Origin of the sequence: uncultured Porphyromonas sp., from assembly GCF_938046015.1 — a bacterium.
Lineage (GTDB): Bacteria > Bacteroidota > Bacteroidia > Bacteroidales > Porphyromonadaceae > Porphyromonas.
This window is the reverse complement of the sequence record NZ_CALIXW010000045.1, coordinates 36,290-62,938: the sequence shown is the minus strand read 5'-3', so window position 1 is coordinate 62,938 and position 26,649 is coordinate 36,290. Positions and strand designations below refer to the sequence as shown.

At 62.3% G+C, this 26,649-nt stretch carries 17 protein-coding genes and 1 pseudogene; 11 read left to right on the top strand and 7 right to left on the bottom strand.

The genetic code is table 11. From position 1 onward, the window contains the following. Positions 1-478 precede the first annotated feature (478 nt). From Q0248_RS06295 to Q0248_RS06285, 3 genes and pseudogenes are all read left to right on the top strand, one after another. The gene (locus Q0248_RS06295; protein WP_299320816.1) at positions 479-3,187 is read left to right on the top strand and encodes a peptidase M49; all 2,709 of its coding nucleotides are present in this window, start codon (positions 479-481) and stop codon (positions 3,185-3,187) included. 35 nt (positions 3,188-3,222) lie between these two features. Next, positions 3,223-5,517, top strand: a complete 2,295-nt coding sequence (locus Q0248_RS06290) for an exo-alpha-sialidase (protein ID WP_299320815.1) — start codon at positions 3,223-3,225, stop codon at positions 5,515-5,517. Between the two features lie 374 nt (positions 5,518-5,891). Further along, positions 5,892-7,187: pseudogene (locus tag Q0248_RS06285) on the top strand (TrpB-like pyridoxal phosphate-dependent enzyme). A 149-nt stretch (positions 7,188-7,336) separates the two neighbouring features. On the opposite strand, the gene Q0248_RS06280 reads toward Q0248_RS06285, so the two are convergent. From Q0248_RS06280 to mce, 7 genes are all read right to left on the bottom strand, one after another. Continuing rightward, on the bottom strand, positions 7,337-8,008 hold the full coding sequence (locus tag Q0248_RS06280; protein ID WP_299320813.1) for a YceI family protein: 672 nt from the start codon (positions 8,006-8,008) through the stop codon (positions 7,337-7,339). A 691-nt stretch (positions 8,009-8,699) separates the two neighbouring features. Continuing rightward, a complete protein-coding gene (locus tag Q0248_RS06275) occupies positions 8,700-9,851 on the bottom strand; it encodes a sodium ion-translocating decarboxylase subunit beta (protein WP_299320811.1) in 1,152 nt (383 codons plus the stop codon). 4 nt (positions 9,852-9,855) lie between these two features. Continuing rightward, complete coding sequence (locus Q0248_RS06270; RefSeq protein WP_299320810.1) at positions 9,856-10,353, bottom strand: acetyl-CoA carboxylase biotin carboxyl carrier protein subunit; 498 nt, start codon at positions 10,351-10,353, stop codon at positions 9,856-9,858. Between the two features lie 35 nt (positions 10,354-10,388). Next, on the bottom strand, positions 10,389-10,565 hold the full coding sequence (locus Q0248_RS06265; protein ID WP_211788094.1) for a hypothetical protein: 177 nt from the start codon (positions 10,563-10,565) through the stop codon (positions 10,389-10,391). 15 nt (positions 10,566-10,580) lie between these two features. Further along, positions 10,581-11,108, bottom strand: a complete 528-nt coding sequence (locus Q0248_RS06260; RefSeq protein ID WP_299320807.1) for an OadG family protein — start codon at positions 11,106-11,108, stop codon at positions 10,581-10,583. 21 nt (positions 11,109-11,129) lie between these two features. Then, complete coding sequence (locus Q0248_RS06255) at positions 11,130-12,683, bottom strand: acyl-CoA carboxylase subunit beta (RefSeq protein ID WP_299320806.1); 1,554 nt, start codon at positions 12,681-12,683, stop codon at positions 11,130-11,132. Positions 12,684-12,849: 166 nt separating this feature from the next. Continuing rightward, a complete protein-coding gene (mce, locus tag Q0248_RS06250) occupies positions 12,850-13,263 on the bottom strand; it encodes a methylmalonyl-CoA epimerase (protein ID WP_211788097.1) in 414 nt (137 codons plus the stop codon). Between the two features lie 723 nt (positions 13,264-13,986). Here mce and secDF point away from each other — a divergent pair. The 8 genes from secDF to Q0248_RS06210 all read left to right on the top strand — a co-directional run bounded on the left by secDF (position 13,987) and on the right by Q0248_RS06210 (position 26,640). Next, entirely contained in the window at positions 13,987-16,899 is a 2,913-nt protein-coding gene (secDF, locus tag Q0248_RS06245) for a protein translocase subunit SecDF (RefSeq protein WP_299320803.1), read from the top strand. Positions 16,900-17,125: 226 nt separating this feature from the next. Next, positions 17,126-18,661, top strand: coding sequence for a BACON domain-containing protein (locus tag Q0248_RS06240; RefSeq protein WP_299320802.1), 1,536 nt, complete (start codon positions 17,126-17,128; stop codon positions 18,659-18,661). 50 nt (positions 18,662-18,711) lie between these two features. Further along, positions 18,712-21,495 carry a S8 family serine peptidase gene (locus tag Q0248_RS06235; RefSeq protein ID WP_299320800.1) on the top strand — a complete coding sequence of 928 codons (2,784 nt, stop codon included), beginning with the start codon at positions 18,712-18,714 and terminating at the stop codon, positions 21,493-21,495. Between the two features lie 15 nt (positions 21,496-21,510). Beyond that, positions 21,511-22,485, top strand: coding sequence for a PorV/PorQ family protein (locus tag Q0248_RS06230; protein WP_299320798.1), 975 nt, complete (start codon positions 21,511-21,513; stop codon positions 22,483-22,485). A 654-nt stretch (positions 22,486-23,139) separates the two neighbouring features. Beyond that, positions 23,140-23,361 (top strand): DUF2795 domain-containing protein, encoded by a 222-nt coding sequence (locus Q0248_RS06225; RefSeq protein WP_005467333.1) that lies wholly within the window; start codon positions 23,140-23,142, stop codon positions 23,359-23,361. A 106-nt stretch (positions 23,362-23,467) separates the two neighbouring features. Beyond that, positions 23,468-24,886, top strand: a complete 1,419-nt coding sequence (locus Q0248_RS06220; protein ID WP_299320796.1) for an SUMF1/EgtB/PvdO family nonheme iron enzyme — start codon at positions 23,468-23,470, stop codon at positions 24,884-24,886. 9 nt (positions 24,887-24,895) lie between these two features. Further along, on the top strand, positions 24,896-25,504 hold the full coding sequence (locus Q0248_RS06215) for a hypothetical protein (protein WP_299320794.1): 609 nt from the start codon (positions 24,896-24,898) through the stop codon (positions 25,502-25,504). A 77-nt stretch (positions 25,505-25,581) separates the two neighbouring features. Further along, entirely contained in the window at positions 25,582-26,640 is a 1,059-nt protein-coding gene (locus Q0248_RS06210; protein ID WP_299320792.1) for a GldM family protein, read from the top strand. Positions 26,641-26,649: the final 9 nt, after the last annotated feature.

The window sequence follows — 26,649 nt, the reverse complement described above, 5'->3', positions numbered from 1 at the left end:
ATATAACTTCTCGGGAAATATTATATTACTTTCTGTGAAATATTATATTACTTTCTGTGAAATATTATATTACTTTCTGCCAAATATTATATAACTTTTCCCAAAATATTATATAACTTTCCTCGGATTATTATATTACTTTTCTCGAGAACTTATATAAGAATTCTGGAGAAGTATTATAAGAAAGCGCGCAAAGTATTATTACTTCGCTCGCTCAGCTTAGGAGAAAAGCTCGCCCTACCTTATATAGAGCCTCGCCCACCCCGATAGCTAAGCTCGGCCTACCTTATATATAGGGCTACCCTACCTTATATATAAGGCGCGCGCGAGGGAGCTGTCGGGACGGGGAGCGAGGTGCGACAGCGGCCTAAGGGCGTGGCTCGGCTTATTGGCTTATCTTTGCGTAACGCGGCCCTCAGCCAGGCCTCATCCCTGCGCAGACGAGTGCGCTGGGAGACTACAAACATCAGCACAGACAATGCATCATCCAGCACATGGGGCGAGCGTCACACGCTTCGCCGATATAGAGATCCTACGCTACACGATCCCAGGCTTCGAGGCGCTGCCTCTGGAGCGTAAGCTCTTCGTCTATCACCTCAGCCAGGCAGCTCTGGCGGGGCGAGACATCGCCTTCGATCAGAATGGACGGCACAGCCTTCGCCTGCGCGCGCTCCTCGAGGGTATCTACCGCCACTACAGCGGCGAGCGCACGACGGCCGACTTCCGCGGCCTAGAGGAATACCTCTTCCGTCTGTGGTTCTCCTCGGGCATACATCATCACTACGGCTCGGAGAAGTTCGAGCCGCACTTCAGCCGTAGCTTCCTCACCGAGGCGCTCAACGAGGTGCAGGAGGAGACGGGCCAGCTGCTGCGCTTCCGCGGCAAGGAGCTCACGGAGCTGCTGGAGCTGATCTTCGACCCCACCATCGCCCCCAAGCGCACCGTACAGACCGGTGCCGAGGATCTGCTGGCGGCCTCGTCGGCGAACTTCTACGCCCCGGGCATCAAGCAGTCCGAGGCCGAGCGCTTCTATCGGGAGGCCTATGCCGAGCTCAGCGAACGCGAGGCCGCCGCACCGCCTTCGCTCGGGCTCAATAGCCGCCTCTCCCGTACCGAGGACGGCCGGCTCTACGAGGAAGTCTACCGCGTCGGCGGGCTCTACGGCAGCGCCCTAGAGTGCATCTCGGGGCACCTGAAGAGTGCGCTGGCCTACTGCGAGAGTGAGGAGCAGCGACAGAGCATCCTGCATCTACTGCAGTACTACAAGACGGGCGAGCTCTCCGCCTACAATGACTACTGCATTAGCTGGGTGGCCGACACGGCACCCCAGGTAGACTTCATCAACGGCTTCACCGAGGTCTACACCGATCCGCTCGGCATGAAGGGGATGTGGGAGAGCCTCGTGCATATACGCCACGAAGAGGCGAGCAAGCGCACGGCGAAGATCTGCCAGGAGGCGGGATGGTTCGAGGCCCATGCGCCCATCGACCCACGCTTCCGCAAGGAGTCGCCCCGCGGTGTCTCCGCTACCGTCGTCTCTGTGGCTATGCTCGCAGGGGACTCCTACCCCGCCACACCCATAGGGATCAACCTCCCCAATGCAGACTGGATACGCGCCGAATACGGCTCCAAGTCCGTGACCATAGAGAACATCCACAGCGCCTACGAGATCGCCTCGGAGCACAGCGGACTGACGGAGGCCTTCGTCCACGACGCCGAGACGCTGGCGCTGCTGAAGCGCTACGAGGGCACGACAGAGCAGCTGCACACCGACCTACACGAATGCCTCGGCCACGGCTCAGGGCGTCTACTGGAGGGCGTCAGCCCCGAGGCCCTCGGCGCCTACCACTCGACGCTGGAGGAGGCACGCGCCGATCTCTTCGCCCTCTACTACATGGCGGACGAACACCTCATCGAGCTCGGCCTGCTGCCCGACGGGGAGGCCTACAAGGCTTGCTACTACCGCTACCTACTGAATGGACTCATCACGCAGCTGGTGCGCATACGCCCAGGGCATCAGCTCGAGGAGGCTCACATGCGCAATCGTGCCCTCATCGCCCGCTACGTCCTAGAGCGTGGGGAGGCTATCGGTGCCCTGAGCCTCGAGGGGCTCGAGCTCCGCATACATGACTATGCCGCCCTAAGGCCCATCATCGCCGAGCTGCTGGCTGAGGTGCAGCGCATCAAGAGCGAGGGCGACCAGCCCGCAGGCCGTGCCCTCGTGGAGCGCTATGCCGTAGAGGTCGAGCCCACGATGCATGCCGAGATCCTCGAGCGCTACGCCCAGCTCGACATCGCCCCCTACAAGGGCTTCGTCAATCCCCGCCTCGAGCTCGTCTACGATGCCGAGGGCGGTATCAGCGACGTCCTGGCGCACTACGACGAGGGCTATGCCGAGCAGATGCTCCGCTACTCGGAGGAGTACAGCACCCTCACCGAGGACCCCGTCGGCACCTACGAGCTGCAGCAGCCCGAGCCCTCTGACGCCACGCTCGCCCTAGCCAAGGAGCTACGCGGACAGCTGCGCCACGCCATGGACGGACAGGTCGCCAGCTCGATGCGCAGCAAGGGGCTCTACTACGGGATCAACTTCGGCATCACGCTCGATCATATCCTTCGCCTCAGTGCCCGCCTACCTCAGGACGCCGCTCTAGCACGCTATATCCTCAGCCGCGACGTACGCGAGCTGAAGATCATCGGCCAGCTCATCTACCCCGTCGAGGCCCTTAGCTACGAGGAGGCCTCCACACTGGGACGGACGACCTTCGCCAATCCCGAGCTACGCGACTACCTGGCTAAGCACCTCTTCGACCGCCATCCCGAGGCACCCTACTGGGCGCTGGACTGGATCCTCACGCCACGCGCCCAGCGCTGGGAGGACCTGCTGCCGCTGGGCTTCACCATCCTTGCACGGCAGTTCACCCGTGGCTTCGCGATCAGCTCCGAGGCGCAGCGCCGCCTCCTGCTGCGGGAGACGCTGGAGCTACTCTCCGACGAAGAGCTCCCCTACCCCACACCGCTACAGCGTGCCGCCCTGCTGATGCTCAAGCGCTGGGGACGCAGCGATGAGGCGCTCCGCACGGAGCTCCTTGCCTCGGAGGCCCTCGCCCAATGGGCTGAGAGCAGCTCGGCCGTACAGCGCGAGTTCGCCGACGACCTACGCTTCGAGCTGGAGTCCTTCTCCTGAGAAAAGAACACTAACACCACTATACCCATAGACAGATGAAGTACACCAAGCAGCTTATCACCCTCGCCCTAGGGAGTGCCCTCGCCTTCCCCGTGGCCGCACAGATTCCACACCGCAGCTATATCGAGCTGGATGGCTTCGGCGACCACCTCTCGGTGCCCGCTCATGCCGACTTCGACATCAGTCCTACGGACAGCTATACGATCTGCCTCTACCTATCGGGGGACCGCACCATCACCTACGCCTCAGGCCAGCGCCTCGTCTCCCGACGGGACACGCAGCTCAAGGAGGGCGACAAGAGCGGCTACGAACTCCTAGGTCTGAAGAACGTCGCCAAGGACTTCTTCGGCGTCTCCACCCCCGACCAGACGGGCGGCTACGCCCACTCGCTCAACGCCTGGGCAGGCGATGCGCTCCTGCGGCGCGAGCTCCGCAGCTGGCACCACGTAGCCTGGGTCGTCGACCGCAGCCAGAGGCGCATGCAGCTCTACATAGACGGGCAGCTGCAGCGCGTGGGCAGTGACAAGGACATAGAGGGCTGGTCGAGCGCCAATGGCCTACCCGTGCTCCTGGGCGCGGGACGTGCTGCGGGCAAGGCGACGGCCTTCTTCGGCGGCAAGCTCGACAACATCCGCTTCTACAAGCGCGCCCTTAGCGCCGAGGAGATCAAGCGCGACGGACGCACCGAGCGCATCGCCGCACGCACTCCAGGGCTGGTAGCGGCCTTCGACTTCGATGGCTATCAGGCAGGGGCCAGCCAGATCACCGACGCGACAGGACGCCACACGGCCGAGCTCATCGGCTTCGGCACGAAGACCCAGCACCCTGAGGTCGCCAGCTACCGCGAGTACGTGAATAACGCCTCCCTCGTAGGCCGCGGCAAGGATCAGCCTATCTTCAGCTTCAACCTCGGCCTAAGGAAGCCCCAGCCGCTCCACCAGCTGCAGCTCGACCTCACGGGGACGACAGCGCTCAGCGACATCAAGCAGCTCAAGCTCTACGCCACAGATAATCTTGATCGCTTCGACCCACGCAGCCCGGGGCAGCTCCTTGCCGTCGGGACGGTCAAGGATAATCAGTTCGTCTCCCTCACGCCCGTAGGCCGCGGCGCACAGCTCACCAGCGGCACCAAGCTCTGGGTCGTAGCCGACATCGCAGACGAGGCGAAGGAGGGCAACGAGCTGCAGGTCAAGCTCCACGCCATCAGCCTCGGCACGGGTCGGCAGCCCTTCGCCCCCGAGGCACTGGCCGCAGTGCACAGCTACGGCATCGTCCTGCAGCGCAGCCTCATCTGGACGCCAGGGGAGAACCACTCCGCTCACTACCGTATCCCAGGCATCATCCGCCTCAACGACGGCACCCTCGTGGCGAGCATCGACAAGCGTAAGAACAGTGAGTACGACCTGCCCGAGGACATCGACATCGAGGTCAAGCACAGCCAGGACGGCGGCAAGACCTGGAGTGCCCCCACGACGGTAGCTAAGGGACGCCCCGAACAGGGCTTCGGCGACGCCGCTATGGCCACCGATGGCAAGAATATCTACATGGTCATGGTCAGCGGCTCGGGACTGTGGAACTACCCCAGTCAGGCCTCCAAGCCCCTACAGATGTACGCCACCAAGAGCACGGACGGCGGCCGCAGCTGGGAGCCCGTGCGTGAGATCTCCAGCGAGGTCTACACCGACCGCTTCCCCTATGGTGGCTTCTTCGGCTCGGGCAATGGGATCATCACCAGCAAGGGCCGCATCATGTTCGTCGCCGCTATGCGCATGGGCGCTAACTGGGGTGGGCAGATGGACAACGTGCTCGTCTACTCCGACGACCAGGGCAAGAGCTGGCATAGCTCACCCATCGTACGTAGCAACGGCGACGAGGCTAAGGTCATCGAGCTCTCCGACGGATCGCTCCTCGTCTCGAGCCGCAACCGCGCGGGCGGAGCCAACGAGCGCACCTTCGTCCGCTCTCGCGACGGCGGCCTCACCTGGACGGCACCTGCCACCTGGCCCGAGCTGAAGGGCAATTCCTGTAACGCCGCCCTCACGCGCTACGCTCCTGTAGGCTCCAGCAAGGGCAGCCACCTGCTGCTGCACACCTTACCTACCAGCCCCACGCGTGACCACCTGCGTATCTTCCTCAGCGAGGACGAAGGCAAGACCTGGGGCTACTCGCGCGAGCTCTGCCGCGGTGAGGCCGTCTACAGCGAGGTCGTCATCCTCGAGGACGGCACACTAGGGATCATCAGCGAGGAGAATGATCGTCCCGGCTTCGACATCTACTTCACCCGCGTCTCCCTCGACTGGATCCGCAAGGGCAAGAAGCACCAGCGCTAGCCCTCCCCCACATCTCTTACCTCTAGGGAGGCGCGCCGTGCATCACCTACACGGCGCGCCTCTCCCTTTTGCCGACAAGTAAGCGCAGGGCGCCTCGGAGCCTAGCCTTACTTCTCGGCAAAAGTCGTATCGCTCCCTTGAGGCTAGCCAAGGACAGCCGTCACATCGCTCCCTCGCCTAGGCCTCAAGCATCCTCCTCAGCGCTCCAGCAGCTAAGGAGCCCCCTCCTCCGCACAGCGCGCCTCTCGTTCCTTGGGGCTCCTCCCAGACCAGAGGACCGTATTCAACTATAGTATCCCCTGTATCCTATGACGAACGAACGCATCAAGCGCTACCTCCTCCCCGAGAGCGAGCTGCCGCGCCAATAGTACAACATCCTCGCGGAGCTCCCCAATAAGCCCCTGCCTCCCCTACACCCTGCCACCAAGCAGCCCCTCAAGGCCGAGGACCTCTACTCCATCTTCGCCGAGGAGCTCTGCCGCCAGGAGTGCAATGATACCGACGCCTGGATCGACATCCCCGAGGAGGTGCGCGAGCGCTACAAGAACTATCGCTGCACCCCGCTTGTGCGTGCCTACGCCCTAGAGGAGGCCCTCGGGACGCCCGCGCACATCTACTTCAAGAACGAGAGCGTCAGCCCCGTAGGCTCGCACAAGCTGAACTCCGCCCTGCCCCAGGCCTACTACTGCCGCCAGGAGGGCGTCAAAAACGTCACCACCGAGACGGGTGCGGGGCAGTGGGGGACAGCGCTGTCCTACGCTGCGAGCGTCTTCGGGCTGGAGGCCGCAGTCTATCAGGTCAAGATCAGCTACGAGCAGAAGCCCTACCGCCGCAGCATCATGCAGACCTTCGGCGCCCAGGTCACGCCCTCGCCCTCCATGTCTACCCGCGCGGGCAAGGACATCCTCACCACGCAGCCCCATCATCAGGGCTCGCTCGGGACAGCGATCTCCGAGGCCATCGAGCTAGCACGCACGACGCCCGACTGCAAGTACACGCTCGGCTCGGTACTCAACCACGTGACGCTCCACCAGACGGTCATCGGGCTCGAGGCCGAGAAGCAGATGGCCCTCGCAGGCGAAGATCCCGATATCCTCATCGGCTGCTTCGGCGGCGGATCGAACTTCGGTGGCCTTTGCTTCCCTTTCCTCCGCCACGAGCTCCGAGGAGGCCAGCGCCGCCGCTACATCGCAGCCGAGCCCGCCTCCTGCCCCAAGCTGACAAAGGGCAAGTTCGCCTACGACTTCGGCGACGAGGCGGGCTACACGCCGCTGCTACCGATGTACACGCTGGGACACGACTTCAAGCCCGCCAACATCCATGCGGGCGGACTGCGCTACCACGGTGCTGGCGTCATCGTCTCGCAGCTCCTGCGCGATGGCTATGTCGAGGCGGTGGACATCCCCTAGATCGAGAGCTTCGAGGCGGGGATACTCTTCGCCAAGACCGAGGGCATTATTCCCGCCCCCGAGAGCTGCCATGCTATAGCGGTGGCGATCCGTGAGGCGAAGAAGTGCACCGAGACGGGGGAGGCGAAGGTCATCCTCTTCAACCTCTCCAGTCATGGGCTCATCGACATGGCTGCCTACGACAAGTACCTCTCGGGCGACCTGGTGAACTACACCCTTCAGGACGAAGAGATCGCCAAGGGGCTGGAGCCCCTCGACTAGCCTCCACAGCTAATCCACTCTAGCTAGGCGCCCAAGGCACTACTTCGCTAGCTCTAGGGAGCCAAGCCAGCTCAAGCAAATAGCCCCAGCACCGAGTCGCGGTGCTGGGGCTATTTGCCTTAGTGTGCGGTCGCAGCCGCAGGGAGGGGCTAGAGCGTCTGGAGGACGAAGCTCAGCTCAATCTCGTCGTTGATGAACTTATCGCCGAGGCCAGTGAAGAAGCTCTTGGAGCCGTACTTCACGTTCCAGTCTGCGCGGTTGATGCGGAAGGTCTGGCTGGTGAAGCTGTACTTGCCCGTAGCGGCGTCACGCTGGATGGAGGCTACGGGGATGGTGATGTTCTTCGTCACATCCTTGAGCGTCAGGTTACCCTTGAGCTCCTTGATGTCGGCGATCTTGAGCCCTTCGGCGGGGACGTTCGTCAGCTCGAACTTAGCCTCGGGGTACTTCGCCACGTCGAAGAAGTCCTCACCCTCGAGGTGTGCCTTCAGCTTGTCGCCACCTTCCTCGGCCTTGAGGTCTTCGACGATGATACCGTTCATCTTGATGGTGACGTAGCCGCCATGCAGCACATCATCCTTGATATCCAGCTGGCCCGCGCTGATGGGGAGCTTACCGTAGTGCTCTCCGCCGGGCTTGAAGCCCTTCCAGGAAAGGGCCGAGGCCGTAGAGTCTACCGCCAGAGACTCCGCTGCTACATCGCTGACTGCAGCTGCTTCGCTAGCTGCTACACTTCCCTCACCCTTGCTGCTGCCAGAGCAGGAGGCAAGGCTGAGCCCTAGCGCAAAGATCCCGGCCAGGGCAATCGTCTGATACTTCATATTCCTTATATCCTTGTGATGCTGTGGTGCGGACAGCGCCCGCACCGATACCAATTCTTAGGCGTCCCGTTCTTGGGGCGGTGAATAAGTAACCCCTTTCCCTTGCCTTTTGTTTTGCCGAAGGGCTCAGGACAAGCAGCGTAGCGCTTGGTCGCGTTGCCTTGATCCCTTGCCCACGCCTCACAGCCCTCTGCCCTCGGGATCACGAAGAAGTCCACTTCCTCCAGTCTCCTAGGCTCCCAAGCGAAGCGCGGCTATAGACGGAGGCACTCTGAGGGATACCAGTCAGCCCGCTGAGGGACGTCCGTCACGAGGCTGAGGGATATCCCTCGGAGAAGCGGGATAAGGCGGAGAGCTTACGCCGAAGCCTTTTCCCCGCCCGCGGAGACTGCCCGCCCTAGCCTCCGAAGCCTCAGCGCTGGCTGATCCTCGGGAAAGGGCAAGGCGCTAGCTTCCTTAGCACTAAAGCAAAGAAGAGCTGCATCCTTCCCGCCCCCGCCCAAGGAGCTTAGCAGCGGGGAGTCTAGCCGCTAGCTCCCTCAGGGATAGCTAGGCACAGACGAAGCGAGGGCACAGAGGGGCGCTACAGCTGAGCCTATAATACAGCGTCCGCCCCTCCCTAGCCGAGGCTAAGGGAGAGGCGGACACTCTGTGCACCTATGGGGTGGCGAGGATATGCTATCTCTGGGGTCTAGCTGAGGAAGCTCAAGAGGATACCCGCGGCGACGGCCGAACCGATGACCCCAGCTACGTTGGGCCCCATGGCGTGCATGAGGAGGTAGTTGGTCGGGTCATACTCGAGGCCCAGCGTCTGCGAGATGCGCGCCGAGTCGGGCACTGCCGAGACCCCGGCATTCCCGATAAGCGGGTTGATCCTATTCTCTGGCTTGAGGAATAGGTTGAAGAGCTTCACAAAGAGGACTCCGCAGCAGGTGGCCACGACGAAGGAGAAGGCTCCGAGTCCGAAGATCAGCACCGAATTCCCCGTGAGGAACTCTGTAGCCTGCGTCGAGGCCCCGACCGTCACCCCCAGGAGGATGGTCACGGTGTCGATGAGCGGCCCCTTAGCCGTATCTGCCAGGCGCTTGGTGACGCCGCTCTCACGTAGCAGGTTCCCGAAGAAGAGCATCCCTAGAAGAGGGAGCGCCGGTGGGACGAGCATCGTGGTGAGCAGCAGTCCTGCGATGGGGAAGATGATCTTCTCCGTCTGCGAGACCTGGCGGGGGCGCTTCATACGCATGACGCGCTCCTTGGAGGTCGTCAGTAGACGCATGAAGGGGGGCTGGATCACCGGTACGAGGGCCATGTAGGAGTAGGCCGAGACAGCAATCGCGCCGAGTAGGTGGGGCGCTAGGCGGTTGGAGAGGAAGATAGCCGTAGGGCCATCAGCCCCGCCGATGATGCCTATAGCACCAGCCTCTGGGGGAGTAAAGCCCAGTGCCAGAGCTGTCATGTAGGCGGCGAAGATACCAGCCTGCGCAGCAGCCCCGACGAGCATGAGCTTCGGGTTCGAGATGAGCGCGGTGAAGTCGGTCATGGCGCCGATCCCCAGGAAGATCAAGGGCGGATACCAGCCCTGTCGTACTCCCTGGTAGAGGATATTCAGCACCGAACCTTCCTCGTAGATACCTACCTGCATCCCCTGCTGCATCGGGATATTACCGATGAGCATGCCGAAGCCAATGGGGATGAGCAGGAGGGGCTCGAACTCGTATTTAATCGCCAAGAAGATGAAGAGCAGCCCCACCAAGATCATGATGAGGTGGCCCATCGTTGCATTCGCCATTCCCGTGAAGGAATAGAACGTCTGCATATTCTCGACTAAGAAGCCCCAGAAGGACATAGTACTAGCCTATGATGACGATGTCCGAGCCTTCGAGGATGTTGTCCCCCTTGGCTACCTTGATCGCCGTGATGACGCCATCGCACTCAGCGTTGATGTTGTTCTCCATCTTCATAGCCTCGAGGATAGCGACGGTCTGGCCTGCCTTGACGCTGTCACCTACAGCTACCTTGATGTCGAGGATGACACCAGGCAGGGGCGACTGTACGGGCGTACCCTTACCAGCAGGTGCAGCAGGCTCAGCAGCGGGTGCTGGAGCAGCGGCAGGAGCGATGGGCTGGGGCGCGGGGGCAGCAGCTGGAGCAGGTGCAGCAGCCGGAGCGGCTGCGGGTGCTGCGGCAGGCTTAGCTGCGGGGCGAGCCACTGGGGCGCTGAAGCCCTCGTCGAGGATGTCTACCTTGTAGGAGACCCCGTTCACTTCGACAGCAGCGGTCGTACCGTCGATATCGATGATGGCTACGCTGTAGTCGTTGCCGTTGATCTTATACTTGTACTCTTTCATGAGGATGCGTTATTTGTTGGTGTGGTATATCTGTACTATCGAGTAGGCAGCACACGCATGGTGTGCGCCTTGGAGCTCCAGGCCGAGGGGACGCTGCTACGCTTGTAGGTCAGCACGTAGGACTCTTGGTCGTGATTGTGCTTACCCAGCTCCTCATGCAGAGCATAGGAGATAGCGGCGAAGACCTCGGAGAGATTCTTTTCCTGCTGCATAATGCGGGGTTTCGATTAGTGATTATAGCGTTGTAGCCCCTGGATGCGCGCATTCCACTGCGTAGGTCGGCGGCGGATGGTCAGGACGTAGCTCTCGTGGTCGTGCTGGGACTCGCGCTCGCTAGCCAGTGCCATAGCTATGGCGGCAGCTAGCTCACCCGAGGGTACCGCACTCGCTGCGCGGAGGGCGAGCGAGATGGCCACTAGAGCCTCTGGACTGGGCTTCGCTGCTCCAGAAGTGGCGGGGCTACCAGCGGCAGCCTGCGCTACGGGAGCTGTACCCTTGCCTCTGGTGAAGAGGCGGCCTAGGTACTTGAAGACCAGCACGAGCATCGTGAGGGCGAGGAAGACGACGAGGACGGCCGTGAGGGTCATGATGAGCCCTGCAGGATCCTGCTCTTGCAGGGTCTGCACCTTCGCGGAGAGCGGGGCGGTCTCGGCCGCCCACAGGCTATCCGCGGCGGCTGCTCCGAGGAGCAGGCCAGCGGACAGTGTGTATCTGCGTAGGGTATTCATGCTGCGGTAGAGCTTGAATGAGGACACGGCTGCGTCTCCAGCGCTAGACTAGAGAGGCAGGTTGTCGTGCTTCTTGGCAGGATTGATCTGCTTCTTGGTACGCAGCTGCTCGAGGGCGCGGATAATGCGGAAGCGCGTGTTGCGTGGCTCGATGACATCATCCATGAAGCCGTAGGAGGCAGCGTTGTAGGGGTTGGCGAAGGCCTTGCGGTATTCCTCTTCCTTCTGTGCAGCAGCCTCGGCGGGGTTCTCAGAGGCGGCTACTTCCTTGGCGAAGATGACCTCTACAGCACCTGCAGGGCCCATCACAGCGATCTCAGCCGAGGGCCAAGCGAGGTTGACATCCGAGCGGAGGTGCTTGGAGCTCATGACGATGTAGGCACCACCATAGGCCTTACGCAGCGTGACGGTGATCTTGGGCACCGTAGCCTCACCGTAGGCGTAGAGCAGCTTAGCACCGTGGACGATGACCCCATTGTACTCCTGACCCGTACCAGGGAGGAAGCCTGGGACGTCGACGAGCGTAACCAGAGGGATGTTGAAGGCGTCACAGAAGCGGACGAAGCGGGCAGCCTTACGCGATGCGTTGCTGTCCAGCGCGCCGGCCATGACCATGGGCTGGTTGGCTACGATACCGACGCTCTGACCGTTGAAGCGAGCGAAGCCGATGATGATGTTCTTGGCGTAGTCCTTGTGGATCTCGAGGAACTCACCGTTATCGACGATCGTGCCGATGACGTCATACATGTTGTAGCCGCGGTTGGGCTGGTCGGGGATGATGGTGTTGAGGACATCATCGACGCGGTCTACAGCGTCCGTGGGCTCTACGCAGGGAGCCTCCTCCATATTGTTCTGAGGGATGAAGGAGAGCAGGTGACGGATGAGGCGGATCCCCTCCTCTTCGTTGTCGACAGCGAAGTGAGCGACACCACTCTTGGAGGCGTGTACACTAGCACCACCGAGCTGCTCCTGCGTCACATCCTCGCCCGTGACGGTCTTGACGACCTTAGGCCCGGTGAGGAACATGTAGCTCGTGCCCTTGCTCATGATGTTGAAGTCCGTCAGAGCAGGCGAGTAGACGGCACCCCCAGCACAGGGACCGAAGATAGCGGAGATCTGAGGGATGACACCCGAGGCCAGGATATTGTTCTGGAAGATGTTCCCGTAGCCGCTCAGGGCGTTGATCCCCTCCTGGATACGAGCACCACCCGAGTCATTCAGACCGATGACAGGGGCACCCATGCGCATGGCCAGCTCCATGACCTTACAGATCTTGGAAGCGAGCATCTCAGAGAGGGCACCGCCGAAGACCGTGAAGTCCTGAGCGAAGACATAGACCAGACGACCATCGATCGTACCCGAGCCCGTGACGACACCGTCGCCGAGGAACTTCGTCTTGTCGATACCGAAGTTGGTAGAGCGGTGCAGGACGAAGGTATCGATCTCGTCGAAGCTGCCTTCGTCCAGGAGCATAGCGATACGCTCACGTGCGGTGAACTTGCCCTTCTGATGCTGGCTGTCGATTCGCTTCTGACCGCCACCGAGGTGCGCCTGGGCACGGAGCTGGATCAGCTCCTTGATTTTCTCTAACTGAACACTCATATTGATTAGCTTTTAGACTATTGCTTGTCTAGGTAGTTTGATGGGAAGTCCCGCCGCGGATCCTCTAGGCGCTCAGCCTAGGCCCCCGACAGCGAGAGGGACACAAGCGAGGATGGGATGACAGTAGCCTGTATGGTACTACTATCATCCCATCCTCATCAGATGCTTACTTGACGTCGCGGCTATCGCATAGCTCGGTCAGGACGCCCAGCGTGCTCTTGGGGTGAAGGAAGCCGATATTGAGCCCCTCAGCGCCCTTGCGCGACTGCTTGTCGATGAGCTGTACCCCCTTGTCGCCCAGCTCCTGGAGTGCCTCGTCGGTATTGGGCACGGCGAAGGCGATATGGTGGATCCCCTCGCCGCGCTTCTCGATGAACTTAGCGATCGTGCTCTCAGGCGAGGTAGCCTCGAGGAGCTCGATCTTCGTCTGACCGACCTTGAAGAAAGCCGTCTTGACCTTCTGGTCAGCGACTTCCTCAATGTTATAGCACTTCAGCCCTAGGAGACCTTCGTAGTAGGGCAGGGAGGCCTCGATGCTCTTGACAGCAATACCGAGGTGTTCGATGTGTGTAAGGTTCATAAGCTATCTGTGATGCTTTGAATAATGTTGGTGCGGGGGACGCTCCCCCGCCTGTTCCTACTGCAAATGTAAGAATATATCTCTAATCCCGGGCCATGCTCCGCACCCGAGCCTATCGAGGGCCTGCGGGCAGCCTACTCCCTAGCCTCTCGGGGTCGCGCTCAGCGAGGCCTCGCGCCGAGCTGAGCCCCAAGAGGGACGAAGCTGCAAGCTAAGGGGGAGCGGGAAAAGTAATATAAGAAACGGAGCTGAGGGCTATCAGTCAGCGCGCTGAGGGATAAGGGGGACGGCGAAAAGTAATATAAGAACTCTCGGCGCCCCCATAGGCGCAGCGTGCTGAGCTACAGCTCGCGCCTTGCCGAGGGCTCGGTTGGGGCGCGGGGAGGCCTTATGCTCCCCTTCCCGAGGGTATGCTACGTAGACAGCGAAGCCCAACTCCCCCACCCCCTCAGCGCTCCGAGAGCAGTGCGGGAGCGGCAGTCGCGAAGCAAGCGCAGTAGCTGGAGGAGGTACCTTCGGAGGCCGCTCGGAGCCGCTCCCTATACATTATTATATAGCCCCTCGCCCGAGGGGGTGTGGAGGCTCAGCAAGCGGGAGCAGGGCAGGCGGAGGAGGCTGGCAGTGGGATATTACGTAGAAAACGGCTATTTTTGTGGGCGTTATACCCCTATCCGCACAGGACCCAAAGGAATCAGATAACAATTATATAAGTAAACAGACACGATGCAAAACAAAGGATTTGTGACCTTCGTCACAGCGAGCTTGGCTTTGATCTGTGCCTTCTACCTATCCTTCTCCTTCGTAACGAACCATTACGACAAAAAGGCGGAGCAGATGGGTGAGGCTGCGGGCAAGGCCTACCTCGACTCGATGGCCAACGAGAAGGTCTACTTCGGCTACACCCTCAAGGAGGTGCGTCAGCAGCAGATCGGTCTTGGGCTTGACCTCAAGGGCGGGATGAACGTCATCCTCAAGCTCAACGCTGCCGATCTAGTGAAGAATCTCGCTGGTAATCCAGAGGACCCCAACTTCGCGAAGGCACTCGATGCTGCCTCCAAGAGTCCCTCACAGAGCAACTACATCGACCAATTCGTCACTGAGTACAAGCGACTCAGCCCCGGGGCTAACCTCGCCGTCCTCTTCGGCTCGGGCGACCTACGCGATCAGATCAACCCCTCCACGAGCGAGGCTAAGGTCATCGAGCTGCTCAAGGAGAAGTACAACAGTGCTGTCGAGGCCTCGTTCAACGTCCTACGTGTACGTATCGACCGCTTCGGGGTCGTAGCGCCCAACCTGCAGCGCCTCGAGGGCCAGGGCCGCATCCTCGTCGAGCTCCCTGGGGTCAAGGAGCCCGAGCGTGTACGCGAGCTCCTGCAGCGCAGCGCCAACCTCCAGTTCTGGCGCACCTACACCATCGAGGAGGTGGGCAACGACCTAATGGGTCTGAGCGATCGCCTACTAGCCCTCGGTGCTCCCGCACCTGCTGCAGCCCCCGCCGACAGCCTCGCCGCTGACTCCACGCGCCAGCATGTAGCTACGGCACTGGCCGCTGCTGTACCTGCCCACATCGACACGCTGGCCAAGTACCTGCAGATCGGTGGCCGTGGTGGCGCTACTGTCGCTATCGCCAACGACCGCGACCGCAGCAAGATCGACTCCCTGCTGGCCCTGGCGACAGAGCACAAGCTCCTACCCGAGGACCTCAAGCTCATGTGGGGTGCTAAGGCTATCGAAGACCCCACGACGGGTAAGGCTACCAGCCTCTACGAGCTCTACGCTATCCGCACCAACCGCAGCGGCAAGCCCGACCTCTCGGGGGATGTCGTCGTCAGCGCTAAGGCCGACGTAGACCACCAGCAGATCGGCAGCGCTCAGCCCCACGTCTCCATGACGATGAACCAGGAGGGCGCTCAGATCTGGGCACGCCTCACGAAGGAGAATAAGTACCGCTGCATCGCCATCGTCCTCGACGGTGTCGTCTACTCCGCCCCCAGCATCCGTGACGAGATCACGGGCGGGCAGTCCTCCATCTCGGGGAACTTCACCATCGAGGAGGCAACCGACCTGGCGAACGTGCTGAACTCGGGCAAGATGGAGACCACCATCGTCATCGAGCAGGAGAACGTCGTAGGGCCTACCCTCGGTCGTGCCTCCATCCAGGCTGGGATCATCTCCTTCGCCATCGCTCTGGTACTGCTGATGGTCTACATGTGCCTGGCCTATGGCTTCATCCCCGGGATGATCGCCAACCTCGCCCTCGTCGTCAATAGCTTCTTCACCCTCGGGATCCTGGCTTCCTTCAACGCCGTCCTGACCCTCTCGGGGATTGCCGGTCTTGTCCTGACCCTCGGGATGGCGGTGGACGCCAACGTGCTCATCAACGAGCGCATCAAGGAGGAGCTACGCAAGGGCAAGGGCATGACGCGCGCCATCGCCGACGGCTATGGCAATGCCTTCAGCGCTATCTTCGACTCCAACCTCACGTCCATCATCACGGGCGTAGTCCTCTTCTACTTCGGCTCGGGCCCCATCCGCGGCTTCGCCACGACGCTCATCATCGGCCTGGTAGCCTCCTTCATCACGGCGGTCTTCCTCACGCGTATGGCCTTCGAGGCGCTGGATAAGCACCACAAGCTGGACAAGGTGACCTACACGACAGCCATGACGCGCAATCTGCTGGTCGACCCCAAGTTCAACTTCCTCGGGGCACGCATCAAGGGCTACATCCTGCCTGCAGTGCTGCTCATCGCTGGGCTCATCGGCTACTTCAGCGTAGGGCTCAATCAGGGGATCGAGTTCTCGGGCGGACGTAACTACATCATCAAGTTCGACCAGAAGGTAGACAACCAGCAGGTCCGTGAGCGTCTGGCTCCCGTCCTCGACGGTAAGCTCGTCCTCACCGCCATTGGTACCGAGGGCAACGAGGTACGCGTCTCGACGAACTACCTCATCGAGAACTCGGGCGACCAGGTAGAGCAGGAGCTCGTATCCAAGCTCTACGAAGGGCTCAACGGCTTCTATAAGGTCAAGCCCAGCCAGGCAGACTTCGCCACCGAGTACATCGTCAGCTCGCAGAAGGTCAGCGCTAGCATGTCCTCCGACATCACGCAGGGTGCCATCATCGCCGTCTGCCTCGCGCTGCTCTTCATGGCCGTGTACATCCTGATCCGCTTCCGCAACGTAGCCTTCTCGATTGGGGCCTTCGCCTCGGTCACGGTCACGACGCTGCTCATCATCGCTGTGTACGCGCTGCTGTGGAAGGTAATGCCCTTCACCATGGAGGTAGACCAGAACTTCATCGCCGCCCTACTGGCCGTCATCGGCTATGCGATCAATGACGTGGTGATCGTCTTCGACCGTATCCGCGAGGAGCTGGGTCTGCGTCCGCAGGCAGAGCGCTTCGAGGTGATCAACGGCGCGCTGAACTCGACGCTCTCCCGTACGCTGAATACCTCCTTCACGACCTTCCTCGTGATGATCATCGTCTTCGGCTTCGGTGGTGCCTCGATGCGTAGCTTCACCTTCACCATCCTCCTCGGGATCGTCTTCGGTACCTACTGCACGCTCTTCGTCGCTACGCCGATCGCCTACGAGCTGCTCAAGCGCCGCAGCGCCAAGGCAGCAGTCAAGGCCTAGTCCTCCCGCCTCGGGCTCGCCCCTAGCGTAGCTCATGAGCCAGACGCCCCCAGCATCCGCCGATGGATGCTGGGGGCGTCTAGCTTTTTTGCTACCTTTGCTGAGCTGTAGCGAGGGGAGAGTCTCCCCCCACTGCAGCACCCCAAGGAACGCACATACATACCACACTCAGCAGAGCTCGCCCACCCACACGCGACAACCTTTCTCTTAATTACATATACACCCTATGAAACGTGGCATCTACCACTGTACGCTAGCCCTACTGCTAGCACTACTCCCTGCCCTCCCCAGCTGCAAGGCGCAGACCGAACTCGAGGAGACCAGCCTCACCGTCTCGACCACGACGCTCAGCTTCGCCAGCACAGCCTCCGAGCAGAGCATCTCCGTACAGACGAGCGCCGAGAGCTGGTCCTACCTCTCCCCACAGGAATTCTCTTGGTTCACCCTCGAGCAGAGCGGATCGCAGCTCAAGGTCAAGGTCAAGGCCAATACCGAGGCACGCGAGCGCACGGGCGTCATCGCCATCAGCTCGGGCGGACAGCAGCGCCGCGTGCTGGTCAAGCAGGCTGCCGCTGAGGCGACACTGACAGCCGAGCTCAACCGCATAGAGCTCCCCCAGGAGGGCGGCACGCGCACCATTCTCCTCACCAGCAACGGCGAGGCCATCAAGGCCGAGCTCGCCACCGCGAGCAACTGGCTGAGCATCCTCGAGGTGAGCCCCACCAAGCTCGTCCTCCAGGCGAGCCCCAACAAGGAGCAGGCTGCCCGCTCGGCCAAGATCAACCTCAGCCTCGGCAAGAGTCTACGTGAGCTAGAGGTCGTCCAGCAGGGTACCCTATCCTACTACCTTCCCCTAGAGATCTACCCCGCCCCCCTACACCAGATACTTAATTATGAACGCGCGCGCGGGAGTGTCCTCGCCAGCGTCGCGACGGATCAGCAGCAGGGGCGCACGGTCTACCACTTCCTCTCGACCAATCCGCAGATCGCCTCCATCGACTACAGCTTCCAGACCAAGCACCAGCACAGCTACTACACGGCCACCATCACGAGCCAGCACCCCGAGCTCTACAAGGGTAATGCGGCCTTCGCCAGCTACCTCAGCGCCCAGGGCTTCACGAAGCAGGGCGAGAAGAAGCAGGACAACATCCTGATCGAAGTCTACAGCAAGGACAAGGGCTCCTACGCCCTGCAGGTAGTCTACACGCCCACTGCTGTCACCCTCACCTTCCAGTACCTGAGCACGCAGCGCCAGAGCTACGCCACCTTCAAGACACTCCCGATGCAGCTGCAGCTCACCCGCCTCGGGAACCGCAAGATGAATATCCTCGGAGCAGCACGCAGCGAGATCGCTACCTACGAAGGTGGCCTGCAGAGCACGCTGGACAAGAATCTCGGCGTCGCCATCTATGACCGCTACTACGTCAAGCAGAGCATCGACGGCGAGTTCGTCCGCGGCTACTTCTTCTACGCAGCAGGCGGTGACATCCCCGCAGGCGACCCCCACATCGACCACATCACGGCCGTGCAGGGACTCTACGAGCAGACGAGCCTAGGCTTCTACCTTGATGACTTCGGCGAGTACCACCTGACGCAGGAGTTCACCAAGCTGCTCAGCGATGCAGGCTACAAGTACCAGTACCGCCTCCAGGGAGGGCAGCAGTTCTTCTACAACAGCAGCAAGAAGACGGCCCTCTTCGCCTCCATCACCACCCTCGACGGGGTCAAGTACGTCCTTCAGATCCAGGCCGCGCTCCTCTAGCGCGGCCCTGGCTCTGCATCGCCTTGTACCCTCCAATCAGTCGGTAACAGATGAACAAAGCATTCCTTAGCCTCACGCTACTCTCGCTCCTCAGCCTAGGGGCCTGCCAGCGTGAGCTTGATACCCCTCAGACAGCCCAGGCGCCGCAGCCCGAGCAGCTCGCTGCCCCCAATGGCAGCACCGCCACGAGCGGCCTACCCACAGCGGGCGCCGAGCCTGGCAAGCTCTATATCCGCGTCCGTCAGGGCTCGCAGCGCCTCTTCCGCGACTTTGCCTTCCAGCAGACCGCAGCCAGTAGCGCCCGTGCCCTGCAGGCGCTCCCCGAGCAGATGGCACGCAGCCTGCGTAGCATCTCCACGGAGACCCTACAGCCCGTCTTCCCCATAGACCCACGCTTCGAGAAGCGTATGCGCCGTGCGGGGCTAGACCGCTGGTACGTCGTGCACTTCGACCAGAAGCAGGAGCTACGCAGTGCCATGCGCACGCTCAGCGCCGTGCCCGAGATCGAGTACACCGAGCCCGTATACCCTATGACACGTCCCGCGGGCAAGGCTATCCCCACGGATCTGCCCGTAGCCCGACGTGCCTCGGCCGACGACATGCCCTACAATGACCCGCTCCTCTCTGACCAGTGGCACTATCATAATGTAGGGAAGTACCACGGCTCCATCGCAGGGGCAGACATCGACCTCTTCAAGGCCTGGAAGGTCGAGACGGGCAAGCCCAAGGTCATCGTCTCTATCGTCGACGGAGGGATAGACCTGACCCACCCCGACCTCGTGGACAACCTTTACGTCAACGAAGAGGAAAAGAACGGCAAGCCAGGGGTCGACGATGACCAGAACGGATACATCGATGACATCCACGGCTACAACTTCATCAAGGACGATGCCACCATCTACCCAGACAAAGAGTCCCACGGCACGCACGTAGCGGGGACGGTCGCTGCCCGCACGGGCAACGGCATCGGCGTCTCGGGCATCGCTGGGGGCAACGGTACGCCAGGCTCTGGCGTGCGCATCATGAGCTGCCAGATCTTCGGCGCCGAGAAGGAGAACGGCGACTCGCCCGCAGCCATCGTCTACGGCGCCAACAACGGTGCAGTGATCAGCCAGAACTCCTGGGGCTACCCCTACAAGGCACAGATCACCGCCATCCCCAAGGTCATTCAGGACGCCGTGGACTACTTCATCAAGTACGCGGGCTGCGATGATGACGGCAATCAGCTCCCCGAGTCCCCGATGAAGGGGGGCGTCGTGATCTTCGCCGCGGGCAATGATGGGATGGACTACTACTCCTACCCCGCAGCCTACGATGCTATCATCGCCGTCTCCTCGATGGCGCCCAACTGGACTGCGGCCTACTACAGCAACCGCGGTGACTGGGTCGACATCATGGCCCCAGGGGGGGACCTCAACTTCCCCAACGGACAAGTCCTCAGCACGCTCTCCAAGCAGATCACGGGCAAGGAGTACGGCTACATGCAGGGTACATCCATGGCTTGCCCCCACGTCTCAGGCATTGCAGCGCTCATCGTCTCGCACTTCGGCGGGCCAGGCTTCACGGCCGAGCAGTGCAAGGAGCGCCTGCTGGGATCACTGAAGTTCAAGAACATCGACGCTGCCAACCCCAAGTATGCCCGCCGTCTTGGCCGTGGCTACATCGATGCCTCGGCCGTCTTCGCGACCAACCAGCACAAGGCTCCGCAGCGCGTCTCCGCTATCCAGGCCGAGCACATCTCCTTCTCCACGGCCGACCTCTCCTGGGAGGCTGTACGCGACGAGGACGACCGTGTGGCTAGCTCCTATAAGGTCTACTTCGCCGACCAGCAGCTCACGGTGGCCAACGCCACGAGCCACCTAGTGAGCGAGATCAATGCTGCGGGCATCGAGGCAGGCAGCAAGGTCTTCTACCCCGTCGCAGGGCTGAAGGAGGACACCGAATACCACGTAGCGGTCGAGGCCATAGACCGCTGGGGTCAGAGCTCAGGCCTGAGCTTCGCCCGCTTCAAGACGAAGAAGAACACCCCTCCCTCCATCAAGTTTACCCCCGAGCGCCCGCTCCGCGTCTCTGCCCTAGAGAGGCGCACCTTCCACGTGCAGGTCACCGACCCCGACCATCAGAAGGTGAGCATCCAGCTCAGCGGTGAGCAGCGCGGTGTCAGCTACCAGCAGGAGGGCGATCTGGTGACCTTCACCCTGCGCGCCATAGCCCCCCTAGGCAAGCACGAGCTGCTGCTGACGGCGGTGGATGAGCTGGGGGCCAAGAGCGAGCTACGTATCCCCTTCGAGGTCTACGAGTACCATGCCCCGACCTTCAGCGCCTCCCTCGGCAGCCAGATCGTAGGGCTGAGTAAGTCCCGCAGCCTCGACGTGACGACGGCACTCAGCTACGATAAGGAGAGCCCCCTGAGCTTCAAGGCACACAGCGCCGACGGCAAGGTCGCCTCCGCCAGCATCTCGCCCGAGGGACGCCTGACGATCCACGGCAAGCAGAAGGGCGTGACGAGCGTCATCCTCGAGGTCTCAGACGGCATCAGCCAGCCCATCACGACGACCCTGCCCCTACGTGTCGTGAGCGACACCGAGGCCATCGTCTACTCGGTCTACCCACTCCCCGCGACGACGGAGCTCAATATCGCCCTCGACCCCACGATCAATGAGGCACAGGTAGAGCTACGGAGCCTCCTCGGCGTCCAGGTGCTGGAGAAGACCTTCCAGACCAAGGGCAGCGGCGCCATCCGCATCCTCACGCGTCGCCTCACCCCAGGCAGCTACACCCTGCACGTACGCACCGCCAAGGGCAAGTACACGCAGGCCTTCGTCAAGAACTAAGCCTTCCCTCACAGCATGATTATCCCTACCAAGCGTCTCCTCCTCGGAGCGCTCCTCGGCCTCACTGCTCTGCCGCTGACGGCACAGAAGGTCAAGCAGGTGCGTACCCTGCCGCTGCTCGAGCTCAGCACGGACGCTCGTAGTGCCGCCCTCGGCGGTAGCCACTACGGCGAGGCCAGCAGCTCGCTCCTCTACACCAATCCCACCAGCCTCCTCTACGGCTCCTCCCAGTTCCGCGGCAGTGCCTCGGCTCGCCTCATGGGCAAGCTCGAGGGCGCCGAAGGCTCGCTGCAGCTCTATCAGGCTACGGCGGGGCTGCGCCTCGGGGAGCGTCACGGCCTCTTCGCTGGCTTCCGCTACCTCGGCGGTCTCCAGTACGAGGTGGTGAACGGCCAGGAGCAGAGTAAGGGCACGCTCTCTCCCTATGACTACAGCCTCGACCTAGGCTACGCCCTGCGTCTGGGGCGCCTCTCGGCCTACGCCACCGCAGGCTACGTGCAGAGCGAGCTCGGCGACCACTCCGCCAGCACAGCCACCTTCGGCCTCGGCGCCTTCTACCGCAGCCACGCCGAAGAGCCGAGCCAAGGCTTCAGCTACCTCATCGGGGCAAAGGCACAGAACATGAGCCTGGGCTTCAAGTATGCCAAGCACGAGCGCCGCGAGCTCTACGCTCCCGTCTTCGTCGGTGCGGGGGGCGAACTGCACTACGGCCTCAGCGCGGAGCACCGCCTAAGCCTCAGTGCGGGCGCCGACGTCTTCACCTACCCCGTCAATAGCTCCTCGGTAGCCCTGCACTTCGGCGGCGAATACAGCTTCCGCCGTATGCTCGCCGCCCGCGTAGGCTATCAGTACGACACGAACGGCCTGCAGGGCTTCAGCCTCGGCCTGGGCTACCACGGCCGCCGCTTCCAGCTCGACGGCGCCTACCTAGCCCCAAGCACGAGCGGCGCCAATAGCTCCCTCCTCTTCACGGCGGGCATCTCCCTCTAGCCCTAGGGCAAGCACAGCCCCCTTACTAAAGGGTGAGCGCCGAGCCTTCCAAGCACGCAGCGCCCCCAGCCTCCCTGAGCGGAGACTGGGGGCGCTGTCTTTTTCTCCCTTCTGCAAGTTCGGCTTATCCTGAAGCCAGCACCCCGCTTGCGCCGCCTCAAACCCTCTTCCACCGCGTGCTAGGACTTTCCCTACCTTACCCCAGCTCCCGCCTCCGAACCTCGACCAAGCAGCCCCCAAAGGCACCCCCAGCAAAGTCTTCCCGCGCTCCCCCTTAGCCCTCAGCTCGCTGACCGATATCCCTCACGGCTCTGACAGGTGTCCCTCAGCTCCCTCACTGCTATCCCTCAGCCCGATCCGCCTTAGGGCTTAGCTTCATGCGTATTATCCCCGAGCTAGACCAAGACACGCGGCTGGCACCACCTTAAACTAGAGTCACGACCCTGCCAAGCAAAGGACGCCCGCGCACGAGGCTATAAAGAGCAGGCATACGGAGCCCATGAGGACGGCCTGAAGCGCGGAGCGGAGGCCGAGGCGGGCGAGAGCTGTGCGTGGCCTTTTCCTTAGCTTTAGGTCGAATAAGGAATAAATAGTACTTTTGCAGCTACATATTATCAAGACAAGAAGACTTAATCCACAAAACGACAGCAACAAATGTACTGGACCCTAGAACTAGCCTCCAAGCTAGAGGACGCACCGTGGCCTGCCAGCCGTGACGAACTCATAGACTACGCCCAGCGCTCTGGCGCACCCATCGAGGTCATCGAGAACCTCCAGGAGATGGAGGACGAGGGCGAGCTCTACGAGTCCATCGAGGACATCTGGCCTGACTACCCGAGCAAGGAAGACTTCTTCTTCGACGAAGAGGAATACTAGACTCCGCTCGCTCCCTATCTCTTAGGAGCAGGCTACGGACGCCCTCTAGGATCCCTAGAGCTAGGGCTCCGTATCCTGCTCCTACTCATTACTGCAGTCATCGACGATGAAGCGATCAGCAAGCCTTCTCCCCGCCGCCGGCCTCACGCTAGCGCTCCTACTCGGGGCCTGCGGCTCCCTCAGCCCCAGTGCCAGCCGCCCCTCTGAGGGGCGCGCCCAGCTCGTCTCCTGGAGTGAGCCCGCACCCGCAGGGATGCTCCTCATTCCCCGAGGGCACGTATTGATGGGACGCGCCGAGGCCGACAGCCTCTGGGGCGAACCGGCGCAGAGCCGAGGCATCTCGGTGGAGGCCTTCTGGATGGACCGCACTGAGGTGACCAATGCCGCCTACCGCGAGTTCGTCCACTGGGTACGTGACTCCATCCTGCGCGAGCGCCTGGCGGACCCTGCCTACGGCGGAGACGAGCGCTATCGGATCACTGAGGATCGCTATGGCGAGCCCGTACGGCCGCATCTGGACTGGTCGCGCCCGCTGCCCAGCGAGCGCCGAGCCACGGAGGAGGAGCTACGCGCCCTGCGTAGCCTCTACTATACCGACCCCGTGACGGGCGAGCGCCGCCTCGACCCGCGGCAGCTCAACTACCGCTATGAGCGCTACGACCGCCACGCCGCCACCCTCTACCGCGACCGACTGCACCGCGCCCAGACGCACACCGCCTGGGACCGCAACCCTACGGAGCGCCCCATCATCAGCAAGGATACGGCCTACCTCGATGCCTCAGGACGTATCGTGCGCGAGACGCTGACACGCCCCCTCAGCAGCGAATACGACTTCGTCAGCACCTACATCATCCCCGTGCTGCCGGACGAGACTGTCTGGGTCAAGGACTTCCCCGAGGCACGCAATGAGGGCTACAGCAAGAAGTACTTCGAGCACGCGGGCTACGATCAGTACCCCGTGGTAGGCGTCAGCTGGGAGCAGGCTACAGCCTACTGTGCCTGGCGTACTGCGATGACGCTACGCACGCTGCGCCTCCCCGAGGGGCAGACGCTCGAGGAGTATCGACTACCGACGGAGGCCGAATGGGAATACGCCGCCCAGCTCGACAAGGAGTGGGGCAAGCATGGCGTGCGCCAAGCCAAGGGTAAGGTCTGCTTCGTGGGCAACTTCAAGCCTGGCGAGGGCGACTACACCGCCGACCGTCACCTCATCACCGCGCCTGTGGCCTCCTACGCGCCCAACGCCTTCGGCCTCTACGACATGGCGGGCAACGTCGCCGAGTGGACGAGCACCAGCTGGAGCGCCTCGGGCCTCCTACAGACCAGCGACGTCAACCCCGAGCTACGCCGCAGCGTGAGCTACAGCGACCCGCTGGAGCGCACGCTCAAGGTGCTCAAGGGCGGCTCGTGGAAGGATATCGCGCGCTTCATCCAATCGAGCGACCGCAGTCCCGCAGCACAGACCGCCCAGCATGCCTACATAGGCTTCCGCTGCGTGCGCTCCGCCATCACCTTCGGCAAATAAGCCTCTGCCATGTCCCTCAGCCCACAGCCCAGCCCTCGCGGATCTCGTCTTAGCCGCTGGCTCACCTCGCCCCGCGGCCAGCTCCTGCTGCACCGCAGCTATTCCTGGGGCGCTGCGCTGGTGATCCTCGGCGCGCTCTTCAAGATCCTCGAGCTCCCCTACGCCGATGGACTGCTGCTGGTGAGCATGCTCACCGAGTGCCTCATCTTCATCCTCTCGGGCTTCGATAGTCCCGAGCAGGCAGAGACTACCAGCTCCAAGGCTGGCGCTAGCGAGCCCTCCTTCGCAAGCGCCCAGCTGCAGCAGAGCCTCGAGGCCCTAAGCAAGAGTATCGAGCAGCTGAGCCAGCAGCTAGCCACTTCGCCCAGCCTTCACACGAGCCGCCCTGAGGGCGAAGGGCTTGGCAGCAGCCTCAGCCCCGCAGGCTACCAGGAGGAGCTGAAGCAGCTCACCGAGCGCGTGCAGCAGCTACGCCTCGTCTACGAGACCAGCCTACAGGGGAGCAGCGAATTCCAGCGGCAGAATGAGCGGCTCGTCGCCCAGCTCATCCAGCTCAACGAGCTCTATGCCCGCATGATCCACAGCCTCTCGGTGAGTGCAGGCATCCCGAAGCCTTAGCCGCACGCACGCGCCTTAGCTCTCCTCCCTCACGCCTCTCCCCGCATCCCCTAGTCCCATCCCTCAGCTCCCCAGCTATGATCCTCGGCGGCAGCCATCCCTATAGGCAGCGCATGATCAACCTCATGTACCTGGTCTTCATCGCACTTCTGGCGATGAAGGTCTCGCCGCGGAAGGAGAAGCAGCCCGCCAAGGCCGAGGAACAGTCCGAGGCCGCAAAGCAGGGGGCACAGACGTCGCAGCCCGCCGCCCAGCCCTACACGAGGCCGCAGCTCGAGGCGCTCATCCTCCCCCCTCAAGGCCCCATCATCACGGGCGTCCCTACCCGAGGGCGGCTTGTCCTCGCCCTCAGAGACAGCAGCCTACACCCCGAGCTACAGCTGGGGACAACAGCTACCCCACTCGACGCTGCGGGCACCCTCAGCCTTCCGACCTCGCGCACAGGCCGTATCCAGCTCGCGGGGCGGGTCCTCGTGACCCACCCCGACGGCCGCCGCGAGCAGCTCCCCTGGCACACCGACTACGAGGTACTCGCCCCGCAGCTTAGCCTCTCCCCCACCCTCACACAGGTCGTCTACGCGGGCATAGACAATCCCCTAGAGCTCGCCGCCGCAGGGCTCAGTGCCGAGTCCCTCGTGCTCACCGCTAGGAGCGGCGGGACGCTCCGCCCGCTGGGGGCAGGACGCTGGAGTGCGCGGCCTACGCTCGGGGCGGAGGAGCTTCGCCTCGCGATCGCGCAGCGCCTCCCCGACGGTGGGCTGCGCCCCCTAGGCGAGCGCAGCCTCAGGATACGCCCCCTGCCCGACCCGCTTCCCTACCTCCAGCTCGGGGATCAGCGCTTCCGTGGCGGGCGCATCAGCCGCAGCGCTCTGCTCGCGGCGGCTCAGGTGCAGGCCGCGCTGGACGATGTCCTCCTCGACGTCCGCTACAGCGTCGAGCGCTTCCAGCTCATCGCCTTCGACGCGCTGGGCAATGCCCTCCCCGAGGTGAGCAGCGGCAGCCGCTTCAGCGAGCGCCAGCTACAGCTCATCCGCGAGACGCCACGCGGGCGCCGTCTCTACATCAGCGAGATCATCGCCCGCGGTCCCGATGGCCTCGACCGACGCCTCCCCTCGCTGGAGCTGATCCTCCACTAATAGCCCTCC

What these genes read in the sequence shown, in the direction of transcription:
- Q0248_RS06270 (WP_299320810.1), bottom strand. Translation starts at nt 10,353, where the DNA reads ATGAAAGAGTACAAGTATAAGATCAACGGCAACGACTACAGCGTAGCC.
- Q0248_RS06230 (WP_299320798.1), top strand. Translation starts at nt 21,511, where the DNA reads ATGATTATCCCTACCAAGCGTCTCCTCCTCGGAGCGCTCCTCGGCCTC.
- Q0248_RS06215 (WP_299320794.1), top strand. Translation starts at nt 24,896, where the DNA reads ATGTCCCTCAGCCCACAGCCCAGCCCTCGCGGATCTCGTCTTAGCCGC.
- Q0248_RS06235 (WP_299320800.1), top strand. Translation starts at nt 18,712, where the DNA reads ATGAACAAAGCATTCCTTAGCCTCACGCTACTCTCGCTCCTCAGCCTA.
- Q0248_RS06295 (WP_299320816.1), top strand. Translation starts at nt 479, where the DNA reads ATGCATCATCCAGCACATGGGGCGAGCGTCACACGCTTCGCCGATATA.
- Q0248_RS06210 (WP_299320792.1), top strand. Translation starts at nt 25,582, where the DNA reads ATGATCCTCGGCGGCAGCCATCCCTATAGGCAGCGCATGATCAACCTC.
- Q0248_RS06290 (WP_299320815.1), top strand. Translation starts at nt 3,223, where the DNA reads ATGAAGTACACCAAGCAGCTTATCACCCTCGCCCTAGGGAGTGCCCTC.
- Q0248_RS06240 (WP_299320802.1), top strand. Translation starts at nt 17,126, where the DNA reads ATGAAACGTGGCATCTACCACTGTACGCTAGCCCTACTGCTAGCACTA.
- Q0248_RS06275 (WP_299320811.1), bottom strand. Translation starts at nt 9,851, where the DNA reads ATGTCCTTCTGGGGCTTCTTAGTCGAGAATATGCAGACGTTCTATTCC.
- Q0248_RS06265 (WP_211788094.1), bottom strand. Translation starts at nt 10,565, where the DNA reads ATGCAGCAGGAAAAGAATCTCTCCGAGGTCTTCGCCGCTATCTCCTAT.
- mce (WP_211788097.1), bottom strand. Translation starts at nt 13,263, where the DNA reads ATGAACCTTACACACATCGAACACCTCGGTATTGCTGTCAAGAGCATC.
- secDF (WP_299320803.1), top strand. Translation starts at nt 13,987, where the DNA reads ATGCAAAACAAAGGATTTGTGACCTTCGTCACAGCGAGCTTGGCTTTG.
- Q0248_RS06280 (WP_299320813.1), bottom strand. Translation starts at nt 8,008, where the DNA reads ATGAAGTATCAGACGATTGCCCTGGCCGGGATCTTTGCGCTAGGGCTC.
- Q0248_RS06220 (WP_299320796.1), top strand. Translation starts at nt 23,468, where the DNA reads ATGAAGCGATCAGCAAGCCTTCTCCCCGCCGCCGGCCTCACGCTAGCG.
- Q0248_RS06255 (WP_299320806.1), bottom strand. Translation starts at nt 12,683, where the DNA reads ATGAGTGTTCAGTTAGAGAAAATCAAGGAGCTGATCCAGCTCCGTGCC.
- Q0248_RS06225 (WP_005467333.1), top strand. Translation starts at nt 23,140, where the DNA reads ATGTACTGGACCCTAGAACTAGCCTCCAAGCTAGAGGACGCACCGTGG.